The sequence below is a fragment of the Sphingomonas sp. Tas61C01 genome, assembly GCF_052567495.1.
Genome location: NZ_CP199583.1, coordinates 2,621,139 through 2,637,788, shown reverse-complemented (window position 1 = coordinate 2,637,788; position 16,650 = coordinate 2,621,139). Strand labels below are relative to the sequence as shown.

The window sequence follows — 16,650 nt, the reverse complement described above, 5'->3', positions numbered from 1 at the left end:
TCCGCTTGGTCTAATGCCTTTGCAGCTTTATGCAGGCCGCAAAGCCCAGGGGGAAGCCTTGATCCTGTCCATACTCGCCGCCGCATCGGGCGACCCCATCCGCTTCACCGATCTCGGGCTGAAGCCGGATGTGTTCTCGATCGGATTCTTCACGCTGCGCTGGTACAGCCTGGCCTATATCGCGGGCATCCTGCTCGGCTGGTGGTATCTGCTAAAGCTGATCGCGCAGCCGGGCGCGCCGATGGCGCGGCGTCATGCCGACGACCTGGTGTTCTACGCCACGCTCGGGATCATCCTCGGCGGGCGGATCGGGTACGTGTTGTTCTACGCGCCCGACATGCTGCTCCACCCGCTTCGCGTGCTGCGGCTGTGGGACGGCGGGATGTCGTTCCATGGCGGGGTGATCGGCACCTCGATCGGGCTGATCCTGTTCGCGCGCAAGCACCAGCTCAACTGGCTGCGGGTGCATGATTACATCGCCTGCTGCGTGCCGTTCGGGCTGTTCTTCGGTCGGCTCGCCAACTTCGTCAACGGCGAGCTGTGGGGCAAGCCGACCAGCGTCGCCTGGGGCATCGTGTTCGACCGCACCGTGCCGTTCGGGATGGTCGAACCCGCGCGCCACCCGAGCCAGCTCTACGAGGCCGGGCTGGAGGGGCTGGTGCTGTTCGCGGTCCTGTGGTTCGCATTCTGGCGGACCAAGGCGCGCTACGATCCGGGCAAGCTCGTCGGGCTGTTCGTGCTCGGCTACGGCATCGCGCGGTTCGTGGTCGAATTCTTCCGCGAGCCGGATTCGCAGCTGCGCGCCTTCGCCGAGCGCACCGGGTTGCACATGGGGCAATGGCTGTGCGTGCCGATGATCGCGGGCGGCGTGTATCTGGTCGCGACCGCCGCCAGGCGCCGCGTCCGGGTGGAATCGATCGCGGGGCAGGAGAGCGTGGCTTAGGGCTGTTCATTGTGCTCCCGCGAACTCCACATGATAGGCGATCGTGACCCACACCCTCCCCCTCCCCGAACGGCTCGCCAGCGCGATGACGATCGCGGGGCCGATGTCGGTCGCGCAGTTCATGGCCGCCGCTAACGCGCACTATTACGCCACGCGCGACCCGCTCGGCACCGCCGGCGATTTCGTCACTGCGCCCGAGATCAGCCAGATGTTCGGCGAGCTGATCGGCCTGTGGTGCGCCGATCTGTGGGACCGCGCCGGGCGGCCCGAGATCGCGTGGGTCGAGCTGGGCCCCGGTCGCGGCACGCTCGCCGCCGACGCGATGCGGGCGATGGCCAAGGCCGGGCTGACGCCCACGATGCACCTGGTCGAGACCAGTCCGGTGCTCCGCGGCCTGCAGCGCGAGCGGGTGCCGGGTGCGACCTGGCACGATGCGGTCGACACGCTGCCTGGTGACGTTGCGCTGGTCGTGGTCGCCAACGAATTCTTCGACGCGCTGCCGATCCGCCAGCTGATCAAGCGCGAGCAGTGGCACGAGCGGCTGGTCGCGTGCCAGGACACGCTGTTCCTGCCGATCGCGGGCAAGCCGATTCCCGACGCGATCGTCCCCGATCGCTTTCGCGACGCGCCGCCCGGGTCGATCATCGAGGCGAGCCCCGACGCGGTGGCGATCGCGCGCGCGCTGGCGGGGCGGCTCGCGGCGCAGGGCGGGGCGCTGCTCGCGATCGACTATGGCTATGAAGGCCCGGCGCTCGGCGAGACGTTGCAGGCGGTGCGCGGCCACGCCGCCGCGAACCCGTTCGCCGATCCGGGAGCGCAGGATCTCAGCGCGCATGTCGATTTCGCGACGCTCGCCGCGGCGGGGCAGGCGGAGGGTGCGGTCGCCTGGGGGCCGATCGCGCAGCGCGACCTGCTCGGCCAGCTCGGGATCGACGCGCGTGCCGCGGCGCTGGCGCGGACCGCGCCAGACCGTGCCGACGAGGTGCTCGCCGGCCGTACCCGGCTGATGCAGGACATGGGCGAGCTGTTCCGCGCGCTCGCGCTCACCGCGCCACACTGGCCGACCCCGGCGGCGTTCGCATGATCGACTATCGCGACGCCCGGCCCGGCGACGGCCCCGCACTCGACGCGATGGCGCGCGAGATCTGGATCGCGACCTTCGCGCACACCGCGCCCGCCGCCGACATCGCCGCCTATGTCGCCACCGCCTACGGCCCCGACGGCGCATTGCTCCGCGATCTCGCCGATCCCGCGATCCATTTCCGCCTCGCGGTCGAGGACGGGCGGATCGTCGGCTATGCCAAGCTCACCAAGCCCTGGGTGGTCGAGGCCGCGAACGATCCGAACGCGCTGCAGCTCAGCCAGCTCTACGTCGTCGCCGACCGGCACGGCCACGGCATCGCGCAGGCGCTGATGGCCTGGACGATCGACACCGCGCGTGGCCGCGGTGCGCCCGCGCTGTTCCTCACCGTGTTCGAACACAACCCGCGCGCGCGGCGCTTCTACGATCGCTACGGCTTCGTCCATGTCGGCGATTACGCGTTCCACACCGGCACGCAGATCGACCGCGACGAAGTGATGAGGCTGATGCTGTGAGCGACGTCGAGGTGATCCGCGCCCGCGCCCTCGCCGGCACGCCGCACGGCTTTCTCGGCCGGCGCGGCGGGGTGTCGACCGGGGTCACGGCGGGATTGAACGTCGGGCTCGGCTCGGACGACGATCCTGCCGCCGTCGCGGAAAACCGCCGCCTCGCCACCGACGCGGTGCTGCCCGGTGCGCGGCTGTGCACCGTGTACCAAGTCCACTCCGCCGAGGCGGTGAGCGTGCCCGCGGCGTATGACGATGCGCAGCGCCCGCACGCCGATGCGCTCGTCACCGATCGGCCGGGCCTCCTGCTCGGCATCCTCACCGCGGACTGCGCGCCGGTGCTGCTCGCCGACCGCGAGGCCGGGGTGGTCGGCGCCGCGCATGCCGGGTGGAAGGGCGCGCTGGGAGGGATTACCGACGCCGCGATCGTGGCGATGGAGACGCTGGGTGCGCGCCGCGACCGCATCGTTGCCGCGATCGGCCCGTGCATCGCGCGCGCCAGCTACGAGGTCGACGACTGCTTCGCGCGCCGCTTCGCCGAGGCCGATCCCGAGAACGAGCGGTTCTTCGCCGACGCGCGCGAGGGGCATCACCGCTTCGACCTCGAAGCCTATGTCGCGCACCGGCTGGCGGACGCGGGGATCGGCCGGGTCGAGGCGCTCGGGCTCGACACTTATGCGGACGAGGCGCGCTTCTACAGCTATCGCCGCGCGACCCACCACGGCGAGCCCTCCTATGGCCGGCAGATCGCGCTCATCGCCGTCGTATAGTTTCCCTTGAGACCATATCGGCGTATGATGCTCATCGTAATTGGGAGAGCATCATGTCCGAACCGACCACCCCGAACGAAGCCGAATTGAGCGGCGTGGAGGCACGGGTCTCCCCCAAGCCCGCGGTCGATGAGATCGGCGGGCGCAAGCTGAAGCCGTCGACGCTGATGATGGGGCATGGCTACGACCCGGCGCTGTCCGAAGGATCGCTGAAGCCGCCGATCTTCCTCACCTCGACCTTCGTCTTCCCCAATGCGGCGGCGGGCAAGCGCCATTTCGAGGGCGTGACCGGCAAGCGCCCCGGTGGTGCCGAGGGGCTGGTCTATTCGCGGTTCAACGGCCCCAACCAGGAGATCCTCGAGGATCGGCTGGGCGTGTGGGAGGAAGCCGAGGACGCGCTCGCCTTCTCCAGCGGCATGTCCGCGATCGCGACCTTGTTCCTGGCGATGGTCAAGCCCGGCGACACCATCGTCCATTCGGGCCCGCTCTATGCGGCGACCGAGACGCTGATCGGCCGCGTACTCGGCAAGTTCGGGGTCAAATGGCTCGATTTCCCCGCCGGCGCGACCCGCGAGGAGATCGACGCGGTGATGACCGAGGCCGCGACGGGCAGCGTCGCGCTGATCTATCTCGAATCGCCCGCCAATCCGACCAACGCGCTGGTCGACGTGCAGGCGGTGGCGGCGAGCCGCGACGCGATCTTCGGCGACACCAAGCCGCCGATCGCGATCGACAACACCTTCCTCGGCCCGTTGTGGCACCAACCGCTGAAGCACGGTGCGGACATCGTGGTCTATTCGCTGACCAAATATGCCGGCGGCCATTCGGATCTGGTCGCGGGCGGGGTGCTCGGATCGAAGGAGCACATCAACACCATTCGATCGATGCGCAACACGATCGGAACGATCACCGACCCGAACACCGCCTGGATGCTGCTCCGCAGCCTGGAGACGCTGGAGCTGCGGATGAGCCGCGCCGGCGAGAATGCGGTGAAGGTCTGCGGCTATCTGCGCCATCATCCGAAGGTCGAGCGGGTCGCGTATCTCGGTTTCCTCGAGGACGAACCCGGCATGGAGCGCCAGGCCGACATCTATCGCCGGCACTGCACCGGTGGCGGATCGACCTTCTCGCTGTACCTGAAGGGCGGCGAGCGCGAGAGCTTCGCGTTCCTCGATGCGCTGAAGATCGCCAAGCTCGCGGTCAGCCTCGGCGGCACCGAGACGCTGGCGAGCCACCCCGCGGGCATGACGCATCTGTCGGTTCCCGACGCGCGAAAGCAGGCGCTCGGGATCACCGACAATCTGGTGCGGATCTCGATCGGCGTCGAGGACGCCGACGACCTGATCGCGGACTTCACCCAAGCGCTGGAGGCGATCTGAGGGGGGCTCCACGCCCGTCATCCCCGCGAAGGCGAGACCTCGGCAACGATAGCCGACTTCACCAAATTAATTCGTCACCCCGGACTTGTTCCGGGGTCCACGGTGCCGCGACATAAACGAGTTTTGCTTCTGGGGAACGGTGGATCCCGGAACAAGTCCGGGATGACGAAGAAGTTCGGAGAGGTCTCGCGACGGCGAAGAAGTGGCACCCCGCCCCCACCGCTTGCCCCGATCGCCGCTTCCGGCGATGACGTCGCGATGACCGATCACGATTTCATCGCCGGGCTGCCCAAGGCCGAGCTGCACCTGCACATCGAAGGCAGCCTCGAGCCCGAGCTGATGTTCGCACTGGCTGCGCGCAACGGCGTCGCGATCCCGTTCGCCAGCGTCGAGGAGGTCCGCGCGGCGTACAGCTTTTCGCGGCTGCAGGACTTTCTCGACATCTACTACAAGGGCGCCGACGTGCTGCGCACCGAGGCGGATTTCCACGATCTCGCGGTCGCCTATTTCGATCGCGCCGCGGCGGACGGCGTCGTCCATGCCGAGATCATGTTCGACCCGCAGACCCACACCGCGCGCGGGGTGAACTTCGACACCGTCATCGCGGGCCTGCTGTCGGGAATGGCCGCGGCCGAGGCGACGCACGGGCTGACGTCGCGGCTGATCCTGTCGTTCCTGCGCCATCTCGACGAGGCGGACGCGTTCGCGACGCTGGAGATGGCGCGGCCGTGGCTCGACCGGATCACCGCGGTCGGGCTCGATTCGTCCGAGCTCGGCCATCCGCCCGAGAAGTTCGCGCGGGTGTTCGCGGCGGCGCACGCACTCGGCCTGCGCCGGGTCGCGCACGCCGGCGAGGAGGGGCCGCCCGGTTATGTCTACCAGGCGCTGGACCTGCTCGGGGTCGATCGGCTCGATCACGGCAACCGCAGCCTGGAGGATCCGGCGCTGGTCGCACGGCTGGCACGGACGGGGATGACGCTGACGGTATGTCCGCTCTCCAACCTCAAGCTGTGCGTGGTCGGCGACATGGCGGACCATCCGATCGACCGGATGCTGCGCGAGGGGCTGCGCGCGACGATTAACTCGGACGATCCGGCCTATTTCGGCGGCTATGTCGCGGACAATTACCGCGCCGCCGCGGCCGCGCGCGGGCTCGATCGCCGCGACCTGGCGATGCTGGCGCGCAACAGCTTCCTCGGATCGTTCCTTCCCGACGACGTCGTCGCCACCCACCTCGCAGCGCTCGACGCCTATGTGGCGGCGCATTGATGCCGGTCTTCACGGACATTCCGCAGGACGAGTTCGTCGCCGCGATCCGCGCGATCGCGGCGCAGCTGGCGACGAGCGTGGATTGGCGGCCCGACTTCATCATCGGCATCGGTCGCGGCGGGCTCACCCCGGCGGTGTTCCTCAGCCACGCCGCGGGGCTGCCGATGCTGTCGGTCGATTTTTCCAGCCAGGTCGCGGACTTCGCGGACGAACCGCTGGTCAAGCTGGCGGCGCGCACCCGCGCCGGCGAGCGGCTGCTGTTCCTCGACGACATCAACGATTCGGGGCGGACGATCACCCATCTGCGCGGCGCGCTCGTCGCGGCGGGGGCGGTGCCGGGCAGCATCCGGTTCGCGACGCTGATCGACAATCTGAGTTCGGCCGAGCGGGTGGATTACAGCGCGCGGACGATCGACCGGACGGTGACGAAGGACTGGTTCGTGTTTCCGTGGGAAGCGATCGCGCCGGCGGCCGCCCTGGCGGACGACGCGGCGGCGGTGCCGGAGCGGCTTGCCTGAGCTCTCCTACGCCAATCGTATTCCCGCGCAGGCGGGAATACAGGATCGGGCAAAGCAACGATCGTGGCGCTGCTTGGTCCTGAGCTCCCGCCTGCGCGGGAGCACATCTAAAGTGGCAGCAGTCCACTCCATCTTCGTCACCCGTCGCTGGCGCGCTCGATATCCGCGCCGACCGCCTGGAGCTTTTCCTCCAGCCGCTCGTAACCGCGATCGAGGTGATAGACCCGGCTGACCTGGGTCTCGCCCTCGGCGGCGAGGCCGGCGAGGATCAGGCTCATCGACGCGCGCAGGTCGGTCGCCATCACCTGCGCGCCGGCCATGTGATCGACCCCGCGGACCACCGCGGTGCGGCCGCGGACCTGGATGTCGGCGCCCATCCGCGCGAGTTCGGGCACGTGCATGTAGCGGTTCTCGAAGATCGTCTCGGTCAGCACGCTGGCGCCGTCGGCGCGGCACAGCATCGCCATGAACTGCGCCTGCATGTCGGTCGCGAAGCCGGGATAGGGGGCGGTCGACAGCGTCAGCGGGCGCAGCCGCCCGTCGGCGCTGACCCGGATGCCGTCCTTGGTCTCGGCGACGCTGACCCCGGCCTCGACCAGCGCGTCGATCGTCGCGCGCATGTCCGCGGCCTTCACGCCGACCAGCTCCAGACTGCCGCCGGTGATCGCCGCGGCGCAGGCGTAGCTGCCCGCCTCGATCCGGTCGGGCATCACCGCATAGGTCGCGCCGTGGAGGCGATCGACGCCCTCGATCTCGAGCCGCTCGGTGCCGATGCCGTCGATGTGCGCACCCATCGCGACCAGGCAGTTGCACAGATCGACGATCTCGGGCTCGCGCGCCGCATTCTCGATCACCGAGGTGCCGCGCGCGGTGGCCGCCGCCATCACGACGTTCTCGGTCGCACCGACCGACACGATCGGGAAGCTGAACCGCCCACCCGGAAGCCGGCCACCGGGGGCGGAGGCGCGGACATAGCCCGCCGCCATCTCGATCTCCGCGCCGATCGCCTCGAGCGCCTTCAGGTGGAGATCGATCGGCCGGTTGCCGATCGCGCAGCCGCCGGGCAGCGACACCGTCGCGACGCCGGCGCGCGCGAGGATCGGGCCGAGCACCAGGATCGACGCGCGCATCTTGCGGACGATGTCGTAGGGCGCCTCGGTCGAGGTCAGCTTGCCGGCGCGGATCGTCATCACGCGGCCGAAATCCTCCGGACGGGTGCCCTCGATCGAAGTCGACGCGCCGAGCTGGTTGAGCAGATGCCCGAAGCCGTCGACATCCGCGAGTCGCGGCAGGTTGCGCAGCGTCACCGGCTCGTCGGTGAGCAGCGCGCACGGCATCAGCGTCAGCGCCGCGTTCTTGGCGCCGGAGATCGGCAGGCGGCCGCTGAGCCGGTTACCGCCGCGAATGAGAATACGATCCATCGCCGCGGTCTAGCGCGCGGAGGCTCGCGTGCAAGGGCGTGTCGTTCGAGACAGGGAGAAGAGGGCTCGCGCAGAGGCGCGGAGGACGCAGAGATGGTGCGATTGCCGTAAAGGCGGCTCTCCCCTCATCGGGTGCCGCATGTGCCATGTAGGAGGTATGATGACGCTGTCGCGGTCGCCGTCTCTGCGTTGTTCGCGTCTCTGCGCGAACACCCTTCTGTTCCGATCGCCGCTTAGACGGACCCCGATCAAGTCCGGGGTGACGGTGATCAGGCGTGCCGTATCACGCCTTCTCCAGCGTGCATTGAAGCGGGTGCTGGTTCTGGCGGGCGAAGTCGATCACCTGGCCGACCTTTGTCTCCGCCACCTCGTAGCTGAACACGCCGCATACCCCGACGCCCTTCTGGTGGACGTGGAGCATCACCCGCGTCGCGGCTTCCATGTCCATCCGGAAGAAGCGCTGCAGGCAGAGCACGACGAATTCCATCGGCGTGTAATCGTCGTTGAGCATCAGCACGCGGTACGGCGTCGGCTGCTTGGTGCGGGTGCGCGTCTTGGTCGCCAGGCCGGTGCCGGTGTCGTTCCCGGAGCCGTCCCCGGCACCATCATTGCCGCTGTCGTCGCGGCGCTCGGCCATGGATGTGAGTGGAATCTGCATGTCGGTTCCGAAAATATGGCATCCCCTGCGTCAGGGGCAAGGGCCAAACCGGGGCCTGCAGGGGGAAAAGCCCCGAAGCCGCCAAAAGGTCCGCCGACGCGAAAAGGGCGGCCGCATCGCTGCAGCCGCCCCTTCCTATAGCATCGAAGTCGCGCGATCAGGCGGCGATCTTCACCTTTTCGGCTGCGATCGCGACGCGGTTCGAGATCGGCTGGGCGACTTCGCCGGCCAGCTTCAGCATCGTCTCTGTCGAGCGCGAGGTCTCGGCGACCATCATGTCGAACGCGCTGCGGACATAGTCCGACTGCAACTTCATGAACTCGGTCGGCGACTTCACCGACGCCATCGTCTTCGCGGCGGCGGTGGCCTCCTCGAACGACTTCTTGGCATAGGCGACCGCGTCCTGGCCGAGCGTCTCGAAGCCCTTGGCCGCGATCTTGGTCGATTCGACGATTGCCTCGATGTTGCCCTTCGAGAAGCTGTTCATCTCGTCGAACATCTTCTGGCCCTTCTCCATCGCGCCCTTGGCGTCGGCACCGGCGAACATGGCCTGGGTCTTTTCGGTAATGGTCTTGATCGTGTCCATCGTGACATCCTTTGCTGCGGTGGCCGCCGAGGCGGCACGTGGTGGCTTCGCGATGCGCACCGGCGCCTTCGCGGGGGCCGGCTTCTTCGCGACCGGCTTTGCTGCCGGTACGACCGGCTGGGACTTCAACAGGGGCTGCGACTCGGCCGTCTCGGCGACGGGGGCGGAAGCCTCCGGCACCACGGGCTTCGCCACCGCGACCGAGACGGGTGCGGCCACGACGGGAACGACCGGGGTCGGTTCGGGCTTCGCCTTCTTGTCCATCGCGCAACTCCAGCTCTATGCTGCGGCGCACAATACTGCGGGACCGAACGATATGCAACTACTTTGTTGCAGTGCAGCAAAAACGAAAATTGCTTGCAGTATTAAGGTTTAGCGGGCTCGCACATAGTCCCCGGGAGCGTCGCAGATCGCGGCCAGATCGCCTCCGCCCGGCACCCGCGCGCCGGTCGCCGGGATCGTGTCGGCGCCGTGCCCGCGCAGCCATGCGAGCCAGTCGGGCCACCAGCTGCCCTTGGTCTCGGTCGCCCCGGCGACGAACGCCTCGAGCGAGTCCACGGGGTCGTCGTTGGTCCAATATTGGTATTTGCCCGACGAGGGCGGGTTGACCACCCCGGCGATGTGCCCCGACCCGGCGAGCACGAAGCGCAGCGGCCCGCGAAACAACCGGGTGATCCGCCACACGCTTTCCGCCGGCGCGATATGATCCTCGCGCCCCGCCTGGATATAAGCGGGCGTCTCGACCAGCCGCAGGTCGATGGCGGTGCCGTCGATCGACATCGTGCCGTGATCGACGAGCCGGTTGTCGCGGTAAAGATCGGTCAGATACGCCAGGTGCCATTTCGCGGGCAGGTTGGTGGTGTCGCCGTTCCAGTGGAGCAGGTCGAACGGCGTATAATCCGCGCCCAGCAGATAGTTGTTGGTGACGTAGTTCCAGATGAGGTCGCGGCCGCGCAGCAGGTTGAAGGTCAGCGCCATGTAGCGCCCGTCGAGGAACCCGTCCTGCGACAGTCCCGCGATCAGCTGCAACTGATCGTCGCCGATGAAATGCTGGAGCTCGCCCGCCGACGCGAAGTCGACCTGCGCGGTGAAGAAGGTCGCGCTCGCCACCTTGTCTGCCTGCCCGCGCGCGGCGAGCACCGCCAGCGTCGCCGCCAGCGTCGTCCCCGCCACGCAATAGCCGATCGCGTGCACCGCCGGCACGTCGAGCAGCGCGCGGATGGTGTCGATCGCCTCGACCTGCGCCATCGCGTAATCGTCCCAGATCACGTCCTTCATCGTCGCGTCGGCGGAGCGCCACGACACCATGAACACCGTGATCCCCTGGTCGACGCACCAGCGGATGAAGCTTTTTTCGGGGGTGAGATCGAGGATGTAGAAGCGGTTGATCCAGGGCGGGAAGATCACCAGCGGCGTCGCCAGCACGCTTTCCGTGACCGGCGTATATTGGATGAGTTCGTAGAGCGGGGTGCGTTTCACCACCTTGCCCGGGGTCATCGCCAGATTGCGTCCGACCTCGAACGCGGCGGGATCGGTGTGCGTCAGCTGCCCCTTGCCGAGATCCGCGAGCATGTTCTGGAGACCCTTCAGCAGGCTTTCGCCCTTGGTCTCGATCGCCTTTTCCATCACCTCGGGGTTGGTGAGCGCGAAATTGCTCGGGCTCATCGCGTCGACCAGCCCCTTGGCGGCGAAACGCAGCGTCTCTTTCTGCCTGGGCTCGACACCTTCCAGCGCGTCGACGCCGCGAAGCATGTGGTCGGCGATCAGCAGGTAGCTCTGCCGGGTCCAGTCGTAGATCGGGTTCTCGCGCCACGCCGCCGCCTTGAAGCGCTTGTCGCGGGCCTGCGCCTCGGGCTCCGCGGCGGGGGCGACCGTGGCGGGATCGAGGAAGCGCTGCCACAGCGTCAGGCTGTCGGTCCAGAAATCGCGCGCACGCTCGATCGTCGCGGGATCGTTGATCCCCGGCATCACCGGCACCGCGCCGCCGTTCACCGCGGCGATGCCCTGTTCCATCATCATCTGCTGCGCGCGGCCCATCACCCAGGTCCAGTGCTGGAGATCGGCCAGCGTGGGCGGCGGGTCGGCTGCTTCGGGGTCGGCCATGGCATCCTCTCGCGTTTCGCGCATCCTAGCGACTGGGAGGCGGATGTTCACCCCTTCCCTGCGGTCATCCAACCGCCGACGCACCCGAAAGGGCGCATTCGCGGCCAAGCCCGTTTCGGCTGGGCGACGGATCGACTATGGGTCGGCCTCATAGCTGGGAACCGCCACCGCCATGTCCGACGATTTCTACCGCATCAAGCGCCTGCCGCCCTATGTCATCGCCGAAGTCAACGGCATGCGGGCCGCGGCGCGCGCGGGCGGCGAGGACATCATCGATCTCGGCATGGGCAACCCCGATCTGCCGCCGCCCGAGCACGTCATCGAAAAGCTGATCGAGGTCACGCGCAAGCCCGATGCGCACGGCTATTCGCAGTCCAAGGGCATCCCAGGGCTGCGCCGTGCCCAGGCGAACTATTACGGCCGGCGCTTCGGAGTCGATCTCGACCCCGAGACCGAGGTCGTGGTGACGATGGGATCGAAGGAGGGACTCGCCAGCCTCGCCACCGCGATCACTGCGCCGGGCGACGTCGTGCTCGCGCCCAATCCGAGCTACCCGATCCACACCTTCGGCTTCATCATCGCCGGCGCGACGATCCGCGCGGTGCCGACGACCCCTGACGAAGCCTATTTCGAGAGCCTCGAGCGTGCGATGGCGTTCACCGTTCCGCGCCCGAGCGTGCTGGTCGTCAACTATCCCTCCAATCCCACCGCCGAGGCGGTCGATCTCGCCTTCTACGAACGGCTGGTCGCGTGGGCGAAGGATAACAAGGTCTGGATCATCTCCGACCTCGCCTATTCGGAGCTCTATTACGACGGCAACCCGACGCCCTCGATCCTGCAGGTGAAGGGTGCCAAGGACGTCGCGGTCGAATTCACCTCGCTCAGCAAGACCTACAGCATGGCCGGCTGGCGGATCGGCTTCGCAGTCGGCAACGCCAGGCTGATCGCGGCGATGACGCGGGTGAAGTCGTACCTCGATTACGGCGCCTTCACCCCGATCCAGGCGGCGGCCTGCGCCGCGCTCAACGGTCCGCAGGACATCGTCGAGAAGAACCGCCTGCTCTACCACAAGCGCCGCGACGTGCTGGTCGAAAGCTTCGCGCGCGCCGGCTGGGACATCCCCTCGCCACGCGCGTCGATGTTCGCCTGGGCGCCGCTGCCACCCGCGGTCGCGCATCTCGGCAGCCTCGAATTCTCGAAACAGATGCTGACCCATGCGCAGGTCGCGGTCGCCCCCGGCGTCGGCTACGGCGAAAACGGCGAGGGCTTCGTGCGGATCGCGCTGGTCGAGAACGAACAGCGCCTGCGCCAGGCCGCGCGCAACGTGAAGCGCTACCTCGCCAGCATGGGCGTCAACACGCCCGGCCGAGCGCTGGGCCAGAAAGCGGGCTGATGCTCCTGTTCCGCGGGCTGGAAAGCCATCCGCGTTCGTTCCTGAAGGCGGTGTCGTGGCGCACCGTCGGGTCGATCGACACCTTCGTGCTGGGCATGTTGTTCACCAGCGGCAACGCCAAGATCGCGGGCTCGATCGCGGGGACCGAGGTGATTACCAAGATCCTGCTGTTCTACTTCCACGAACGCGCCTGGTCGCTGGTACGCTGGGGCCACCGCCCCGAAACGGTCGCGCCCGATCAGTCGGGCGAAGGCGTGGCGCCCGCAGCATGAGGGACGGATTCCGCTTCTCGACCCGCTTCCGCGTGCGCTATGCCGAGATCGACGGCCAGAAGGTCGTCTTCAATTCGCGCTACCTCGAATATGCCGATGTCGCGGTGACCGATTTCTGGGCATGGACCGGGATCGACGCCGCGCTCGGGGCGATCTGGCACGACACCGAGTTCCACGTCCGCCGCAGCGAGATCGACTATCTGAAGCCCTTCGTGCTCGGCGACACGATCGAGGCATCGGTCCGGATCGAACGGATCGGCACGTCGAGCATCACCAAGCGATTCGAGCTGGCGCATGCGGAGACGGGCGAGCTGCACACCGTGATCACGATGGTGAGCGTCAACGTCCACCTGCCGACCGGGCGCCCGGCGCCGCTGGGCGCGGAGGTAAGGGCGTATCTGGAGGGGTTGAGCGCGGACGCCGCCGGTTGAACCTACCCCGGCGAAGGCCGGGGCCCAGTAGCGATGGCCGAGATAACGAAGGGAAGCGATCGGCCGCGAGCGTCTCGTAGCCGGGCGCCGGCCTTCGCCGGGGTACTTAGGCGCTTCCGGCTAGCCGATGTTCCCCGCGAAGGTGGGGGACCCAGTACTGAGCTCCCGCCGTCGCGGGAGCACATGGAGGCAGGGGATGAGGCCTGCCGAGACGCGCCTACTCCGCCGCCTCCATCCGATCCGGATCCTGCGCGACATCGCCGGGAAGTGCCCAGATCAGGTCGTGCTTGGTCAGCACCCGGCCGTCGTGCGACATCACCGAGATCGGCTCGATCGGGCGCCGGTCGCGCGCGTCGACCAGGATCGGGAAGGCGGGCACGCAGGTTTCCCAGCGCTCGCCCCATTGGCGCAGCGCGATCATCGTCGGCAGCAGCGCGGCGCCCTTTTCGGTCAGCGCATATTGGATCTTGCGGCGGTCTGCCGGCATCGCCTCGCGGCCGAGGATGCCGTGTTCGACCAGCCGCGCAAGGCGGTTGGCGAGGATGTTGCGCGCGATCCCCAGCTCCGACTGGAACTCCTCGAAATGGTGGAGCCCGTTGAAGGCCGCGCGGATGATCAGGAACGACCAGCGCTCCCCCATCGACTCGAGTGCCGCAGGGAGACTGCATTCGAGCAATGGTTCGCGCAATTTAGCCATCGTCGCATCCTCTGACCGTCAACCTACCGCAAAAATCCCGTGGGCGGAACAATTTATCAGTTTCTAGTTGCAACTCGAAACCTAGGCGTATAGGTAGCGATATGCAACCCGTCTCTCGGAGCACCACCATGAAGTCTTTCGTCGCCCTCGCCGCCGCCTTCGCCGTTTCCGCCACGCTGATCGCCGCCACCGCCGCCGATGCGCAGGCACCCGGTGCCTTCTACGTCGCGACGCCCGCCAGCCCCACCACCAAGACCAGCCTGGTTACCCGCAACACCGCCTGGTCGCTGCGCGGCGGGGCGTTCGTCGCGGCCCAGGCACCCGAGCGGGCGCAGATCCTGTGCCAGCTGGTCGCGGACCATGTCGGCGGGCTGAGCGGCTTTACCGTGAAGGGCGAGGCGTACGACGCCGATCAGCTCGCCAAGTGCAACGCGCACGTGAAGCCCGCCCCCGCCCAGATGGTGGCGCGATAAGCTTTTTGTTGCAAAGCAGCAGCACGCGGCCCCATTGAGATCGCGTGCTGCGCCAATACGAGCTTGTCGACCGGGTCCTGGAATATGATCCAGACGCCGACGAGGCCTTGCTGAACCGGGCCTATGTCTTCTCGATGCATGCGCATGGTTCGCAGAAGCGCGCATCGGGCGATCCCTATTTCAGCCACCCGATCGAGGTGGCGGGCATCCTCACCGATCTCCACCTCGATGCCGAGACGATCGCGACCGCGATCCTCCACGACACCATCGAGGACACCGTCGCCACGCCCGAGGAGATCGAGCGGCTGTTCGGCACGTCGGTCGCGCGGCTGGTCGACGGGGTCACCAAGCTCAGCAAGATCGAGGCGCAGACCGAGAACGAGCGCGCCGCGGAGAACCTCCGCAAATTCCTGCTGGCGATGTCCGACGACATCCGCGTGCTGCTGGTCAAGCTCGCCGATCGGCTCCACAACATGCGGACGCTGCATCACATCGCGAAGCCCGACAAGCGCCGCCGGATCGCGCGCGAGACGATGGAGATCTACGCGCCGCTCGCCGAGCGGATCGGCATGTATGAATTCATGAAGGAGATGCAGACGCTCGCCTTCGAACAGCTCGAGCCAGACGCGTATGAATCGATCTCGCGGCGGCTGGCGCAGCTGAAGGAGGGCGGTGGCGACCGGATCGTCAAGATCGGATCGGGGCTGAAGATGCTGCTCGGCCGCGCCGGGGTGGAGGCCGAGGTCAACGGCCGCGAGAAGCACCCATTCTCGATCTGGAAGAAGATGGCCGAACGGCACATCAGCTTCGAGCAGCTTTCCGACATCATGGCGTTCCGCGCGATCGTGCCGACGGTCGACGATTGCTACCGCGCGCTCGGCATCATCCATCGCCGCTGGCCGATGGTGCCGGGGCGGTTCAAGGACTATATCTCGACCCCGAAGCGCAACGGCTACCGGTCGCTCCACACCAGCGTCATCCATGCCGACAATGCGCGCATCGAGATCCAGATCCGCACACCCGAGATGCACGCCGAAGCCGAATTCGGGCTGGCGGCACACTGGGCGTACAAGCAGGACAAGGTCCGCCCCGACACCCAGCACAGCTGGATCAGCGATCTGGTCGAGATCCTGGAGACTGCCGGCAGCCCCGAAGAGCTGCTCGAACACACCCGCATGGCGATGTACCAGGACCGGATCTTCGCGTTCAGCCCCAAGGGCGAGCTGATCCAGCTGCCCAAGGGCGCGACGCCGATCGACTTCGCCTATGCGGTGCACACCGATCTGGGCGACCAGGCGGTCGGCGCCAAGGTCAACGGCCGCGTCGTTCCGCTGTCGACGGTGATCGACAATGGCGACCAGGTGCAGGTGCTCCGCTCCAAGGGCCAGACCCCGCAACCGTCGTGGCTGAACTTCGCGATCACCGGCAAGGCGCTCGCCGCGGTGCGCCGTCACCTGCGCAACAAGGAACGCGGCGAGCTGATCGCGCTGGGGCGCAACCTGTACGATGACATCCTCCTGCGGCTGCCAGCGCCGGTCGGCCACGACGCGGTCGATCTCGCGCTCAAGCGGCTGAAGCTGCCCGACGAGCCGACGCTGATGATCGCGGTCGCGCGGCGGACGCTGTCGGACGCGGCGGTGATGGAGGCGCTGATGCCGGGATCGGCGGGCGCCGATTCGCCGCACGCGCTGGCGCCGCAATCCTCGGCGATCTCGATCAAGGGGCTGACCCCCGGTGTCGCATTCGATCTGGCGGATTGCTGCCACCCGGTGCCCGGCGACCGGATCGTCGGCCTGCGCCGCCCCGATGCGGGGATCGAGGTGCATGCGATCGATTGCCGGATTCTCGCCGATCTCGCCGAGCGCGGCACCGACGACACCGACTGGGTCGACGTCGACTGGGGCGACAAGAGCGACGGCGCGGTCGCGCGGCTCGCGGTTCAGGTCAAGAACGAGCCCGGCGCGCTCGGCATCGTCGCGACGATCATGGGCGCGCACAAGGCGAACATCATCAACCTGCGGCTCGATACCCGCGACAGCGTGTTCCACACCAACATGATCGACGTCGAGGTCCACGACGTCCACCAGCTGATGCGGCTGATGGCGGCGCTGCGCGCTGCAGACGCGGTGAATGCGGTGGAGCGGGCCTAG

General features: G+C 67.7%; 18 protein-coding genes. 13 read left to right on the top strand and 5 right to left on the bottom strand.

All coding sequences use genetic code 11. The features are described 5' to 3' along the window. Window positions 1-58 precede the first annotated feature (58 nt). From lgt to ACT009_RS12370, 7 genes are all read left to right on the top strand, one after another. Entirely contained in the window at window positions 59-943 is an 885-nt protein-coding gene (gene lgt, locus ACT009_RS12400; RefSeq protein ID WP_445191380.1) for a prolipoprotein diacylglyceryl transferase, read from the top strand. 85 nt (window positions 944-1,028) lie between these two features. Beyond that, window positions 1,029-2,027 (top strand): class I SAM-dependent methyltransferase, encoded by a 999-nt coding sequence (locus tag ACT009_RS12395; protein WP_445194085.1) that lies wholly within the window; start codon window positions 1,029-1,031, stop codon window positions 2,025-2,027. Continuing rightward, window positions 2,024-2,539 (top strand): GNAT family N-acetyltransferase, encoded by a 516-nt coding sequence (locus ACT009_RS12390; protein ID WP_445191379.1) that lies wholly within the window; start codon window positions 2,024-2,026, stop codon window positions 2,537-2,539. The genes ACT009_RS12395 and ACT009_RS12390 overlap by 4 nt, the downstream gene beginning before the upstream one ends. Beyond that, window positions 2,536-3,300 (top strand): peptidoglycan editing factor PgeF, encoded by a 765-nt coding sequence (gene pgeF, locus ACT009_RS12385; protein WP_445191378.1) that lies wholly within the window; start codon window positions 2,536-2,538, stop codon window positions 3,298-3,300. Before ACT009_RS12390 ends, pgeF begins: the two co-directional genes overlap by 4 nt. 53 nt (window positions 3,301-3,353) lie before the next feature. Next, a complete protein-coding gene (locus tag ACT009_RS12380; protein ID WP_445191377.1) occupies window positions 3,354-4,679 on the top strand; it encodes a cystathionine gamma-synthase family protein in 1,326 nt (441 codons plus the stop codon). Between the two features lie 258 nt (window positions 4,680-4,937). Continuing rightward, a complete protein-coding gene (locus ACT009_RS12375) occupies window positions 4,938-5,948 on the top strand; it encodes an adenosine deaminase (RefSeq protein WP_445191376.1) in 1,011 nt (336 codons plus the stop codon). Further along, a complete protein-coding gene (locus tag ACT009_RS12370) occupies window positions 5,948-6,466 on the top strand; it encodes a phosphoribosyltransferase (protein ID WP_445191375.1) in 519 nt (172 codons plus the stop codon). Before ACT009_RS12375 ends, ACT009_RS12370 begins: the two co-directional genes overlap by 1 nt. A 137-nt stretch (window positions 6,467-6,603) precedes the next feature. On the opposite strand, the gene murA is transcribed toward ACT009_RS12370, so the two are convergent. The 3 genes from murA to ACT009_RS12355 all read right to left on the bottom strand — a co-directional run bounded on the left by murA (window position 6,604) and on the right by ACT009_RS12355 (window position 9,131). Then, entirely contained in the window at window positions 6,604-7,887 is a 1,284-nt protein-coding gene (gene murA / locus ACT009_RS12365; protein ID WP_445191374.1) for a UDP-N-acetylglucosamine 1-carboxyvinyltransferase, read from the bottom strand. Window positions 7,888-8,170: 283 nt separating this feature from the next. Then, a complete protein-coding gene (gene clpS / locus ACT009_RS12360; protein ID WP_445194084.1) occupies window positions 8,171-8,524 on the bottom strand; it encodes an ATP-dependent Clp protease adapter ClpS in 354 nt (117 codons plus the stop codon). Window positions 8,525-8,702: 178 nt separating this feature from the next. Continuing rightward, on the bottom strand, window positions 8,703-9,131 hold the full coding sequence (locus ACT009_RS12355) for a phasin family protein (RefSeq protein ID WP_445191373.1): 429 nt from the start codon (window positions 9,129-9,131) through the stop codon (window positions 8,703-8,705). On the opposite strand from ACT009_RS12355, the gene ACT009_RS12350 reads away from it, so the two are divergent. Next, window positions 9,118-9,507: a hypothetical protein gene (locus tag ACT009_RS12350; protein ID WP_445191372.1), complete on the top strand. Its 390-nt coding sequence runs from the start codon at window positions 9,118-9,120 to the stop codon at window positions 9,505-9,507. The two genes, ACT009_RS12355 and ACT009_RS12350, sit on opposite strands and share 14 nt — an antisense overlap. Here the strand turns inward: ACT009_RS12350 and ACT009_RS12345 are convergent. Further along, the gene (locus ACT009_RS12345) at window positions 9,504-11,234 is read right to left on the bottom strand and encodes a PHA/PHB synthase family protein (protein WP_445191371.1); all 1,731 of its coding nucleotides are present in this window, start codon (window positions 11,232-11,234) and stop codon (window positions 9,504-9,506) included. The genes ACT009_RS12350 and ACT009_RS12345 overlap by 4 nt on opposite strands. Window positions 11,235-11,406: 172 nt before the next feature. Here ACT009_RS12345 and ACT009_RS12340 point away from each other — a divergent pair, with 172 nt between their 5' ends. The 3 genes from ACT009_RS12340 to ACT009_RS12330 are packed head-to-tail and all read left to right on the top strand — an operon-like array spanning window position 11,407 to window position 13,330. Next, entirely contained in the window at window positions 11,407-12,627 is a 1,221-nt protein-coding gene (locus ACT009_RS12340; RefSeq protein WP_445191370.1) for an LL-diaminopimelate aminotransferase, read from the top strand. Beyond that, window positions 12,627-12,899, top strand: coding sequence for a DUF2061 domain-containing protein (locus ACT009_RS12335; protein WP_445191369.1), 273 nt, complete (start codon window positions 12,627-12,629; stop codon window positions 12,897-12,899). The genes ACT009_RS12340 and ACT009_RS12335 overlap by 1 nt, the downstream gene beginning before the upstream one ends. Then, window positions 12,896-13,330, top strand: a complete 435-nt coding sequence (locus ACT009_RS12330) for an acyl-CoA thioesterase (protein WP_445191368.1) — start codon at window positions 12,896-12,898, stop codon at window positions 13,328-13,330. Before ACT009_RS12335 ends, ACT009_RS12330 begins: the two co-directional genes overlap by 4 nt. Window positions 13,331-13,547: 217 nt before the next feature. Here the strand turns inward: ACT009_RS12330 and ACT009_RS12325 are convergent, their stop codons facing one another. Continuing rightward, window positions 13,548-14,027 (bottom strand): winged helix-turn-helix transcriptional regulator, encoded by a 480-nt coding sequence (locus tag ACT009_RS12325; protein WP_445191367.1) that lies wholly within the window; start codon window positions 14,025-14,027, stop codon window positions 13,548-13,550. Between the two features lie 128 nt (window positions 14,028-14,155). Here ACT009_RS12325 and ACT009_RS12320 point away from each other — a divergent pair, with 128 nt between their 5' ends. Both ACT009_RS12320 and ACT009_RS12315 read left to right on the top strand, forming a co-directional pair. Next, the gene (locus ACT009_RS12320; protein WP_445191366.1) at window positions 14,156-14,500 is read left to right on the top strand and encodes a CC_3452 family protein; all 345 of its coding nucleotides are present in this window, start codon (window positions 14,156-14,158) and stop codon (window positions 14,498-14,500) included. Between the two features lie 44 nt (window positions 14,501-14,544). After that, window positions 14,545-16,650 (top strand): RelA/SpoT family protein, encoded by a 2,106-nt coding sequence (locus ACT009_RS12315; RefSeq protein ID WP_445191365.1) that lies wholly within the window; start codon window positions 14,545-14,547, stop codon window positions 16,648-16,650.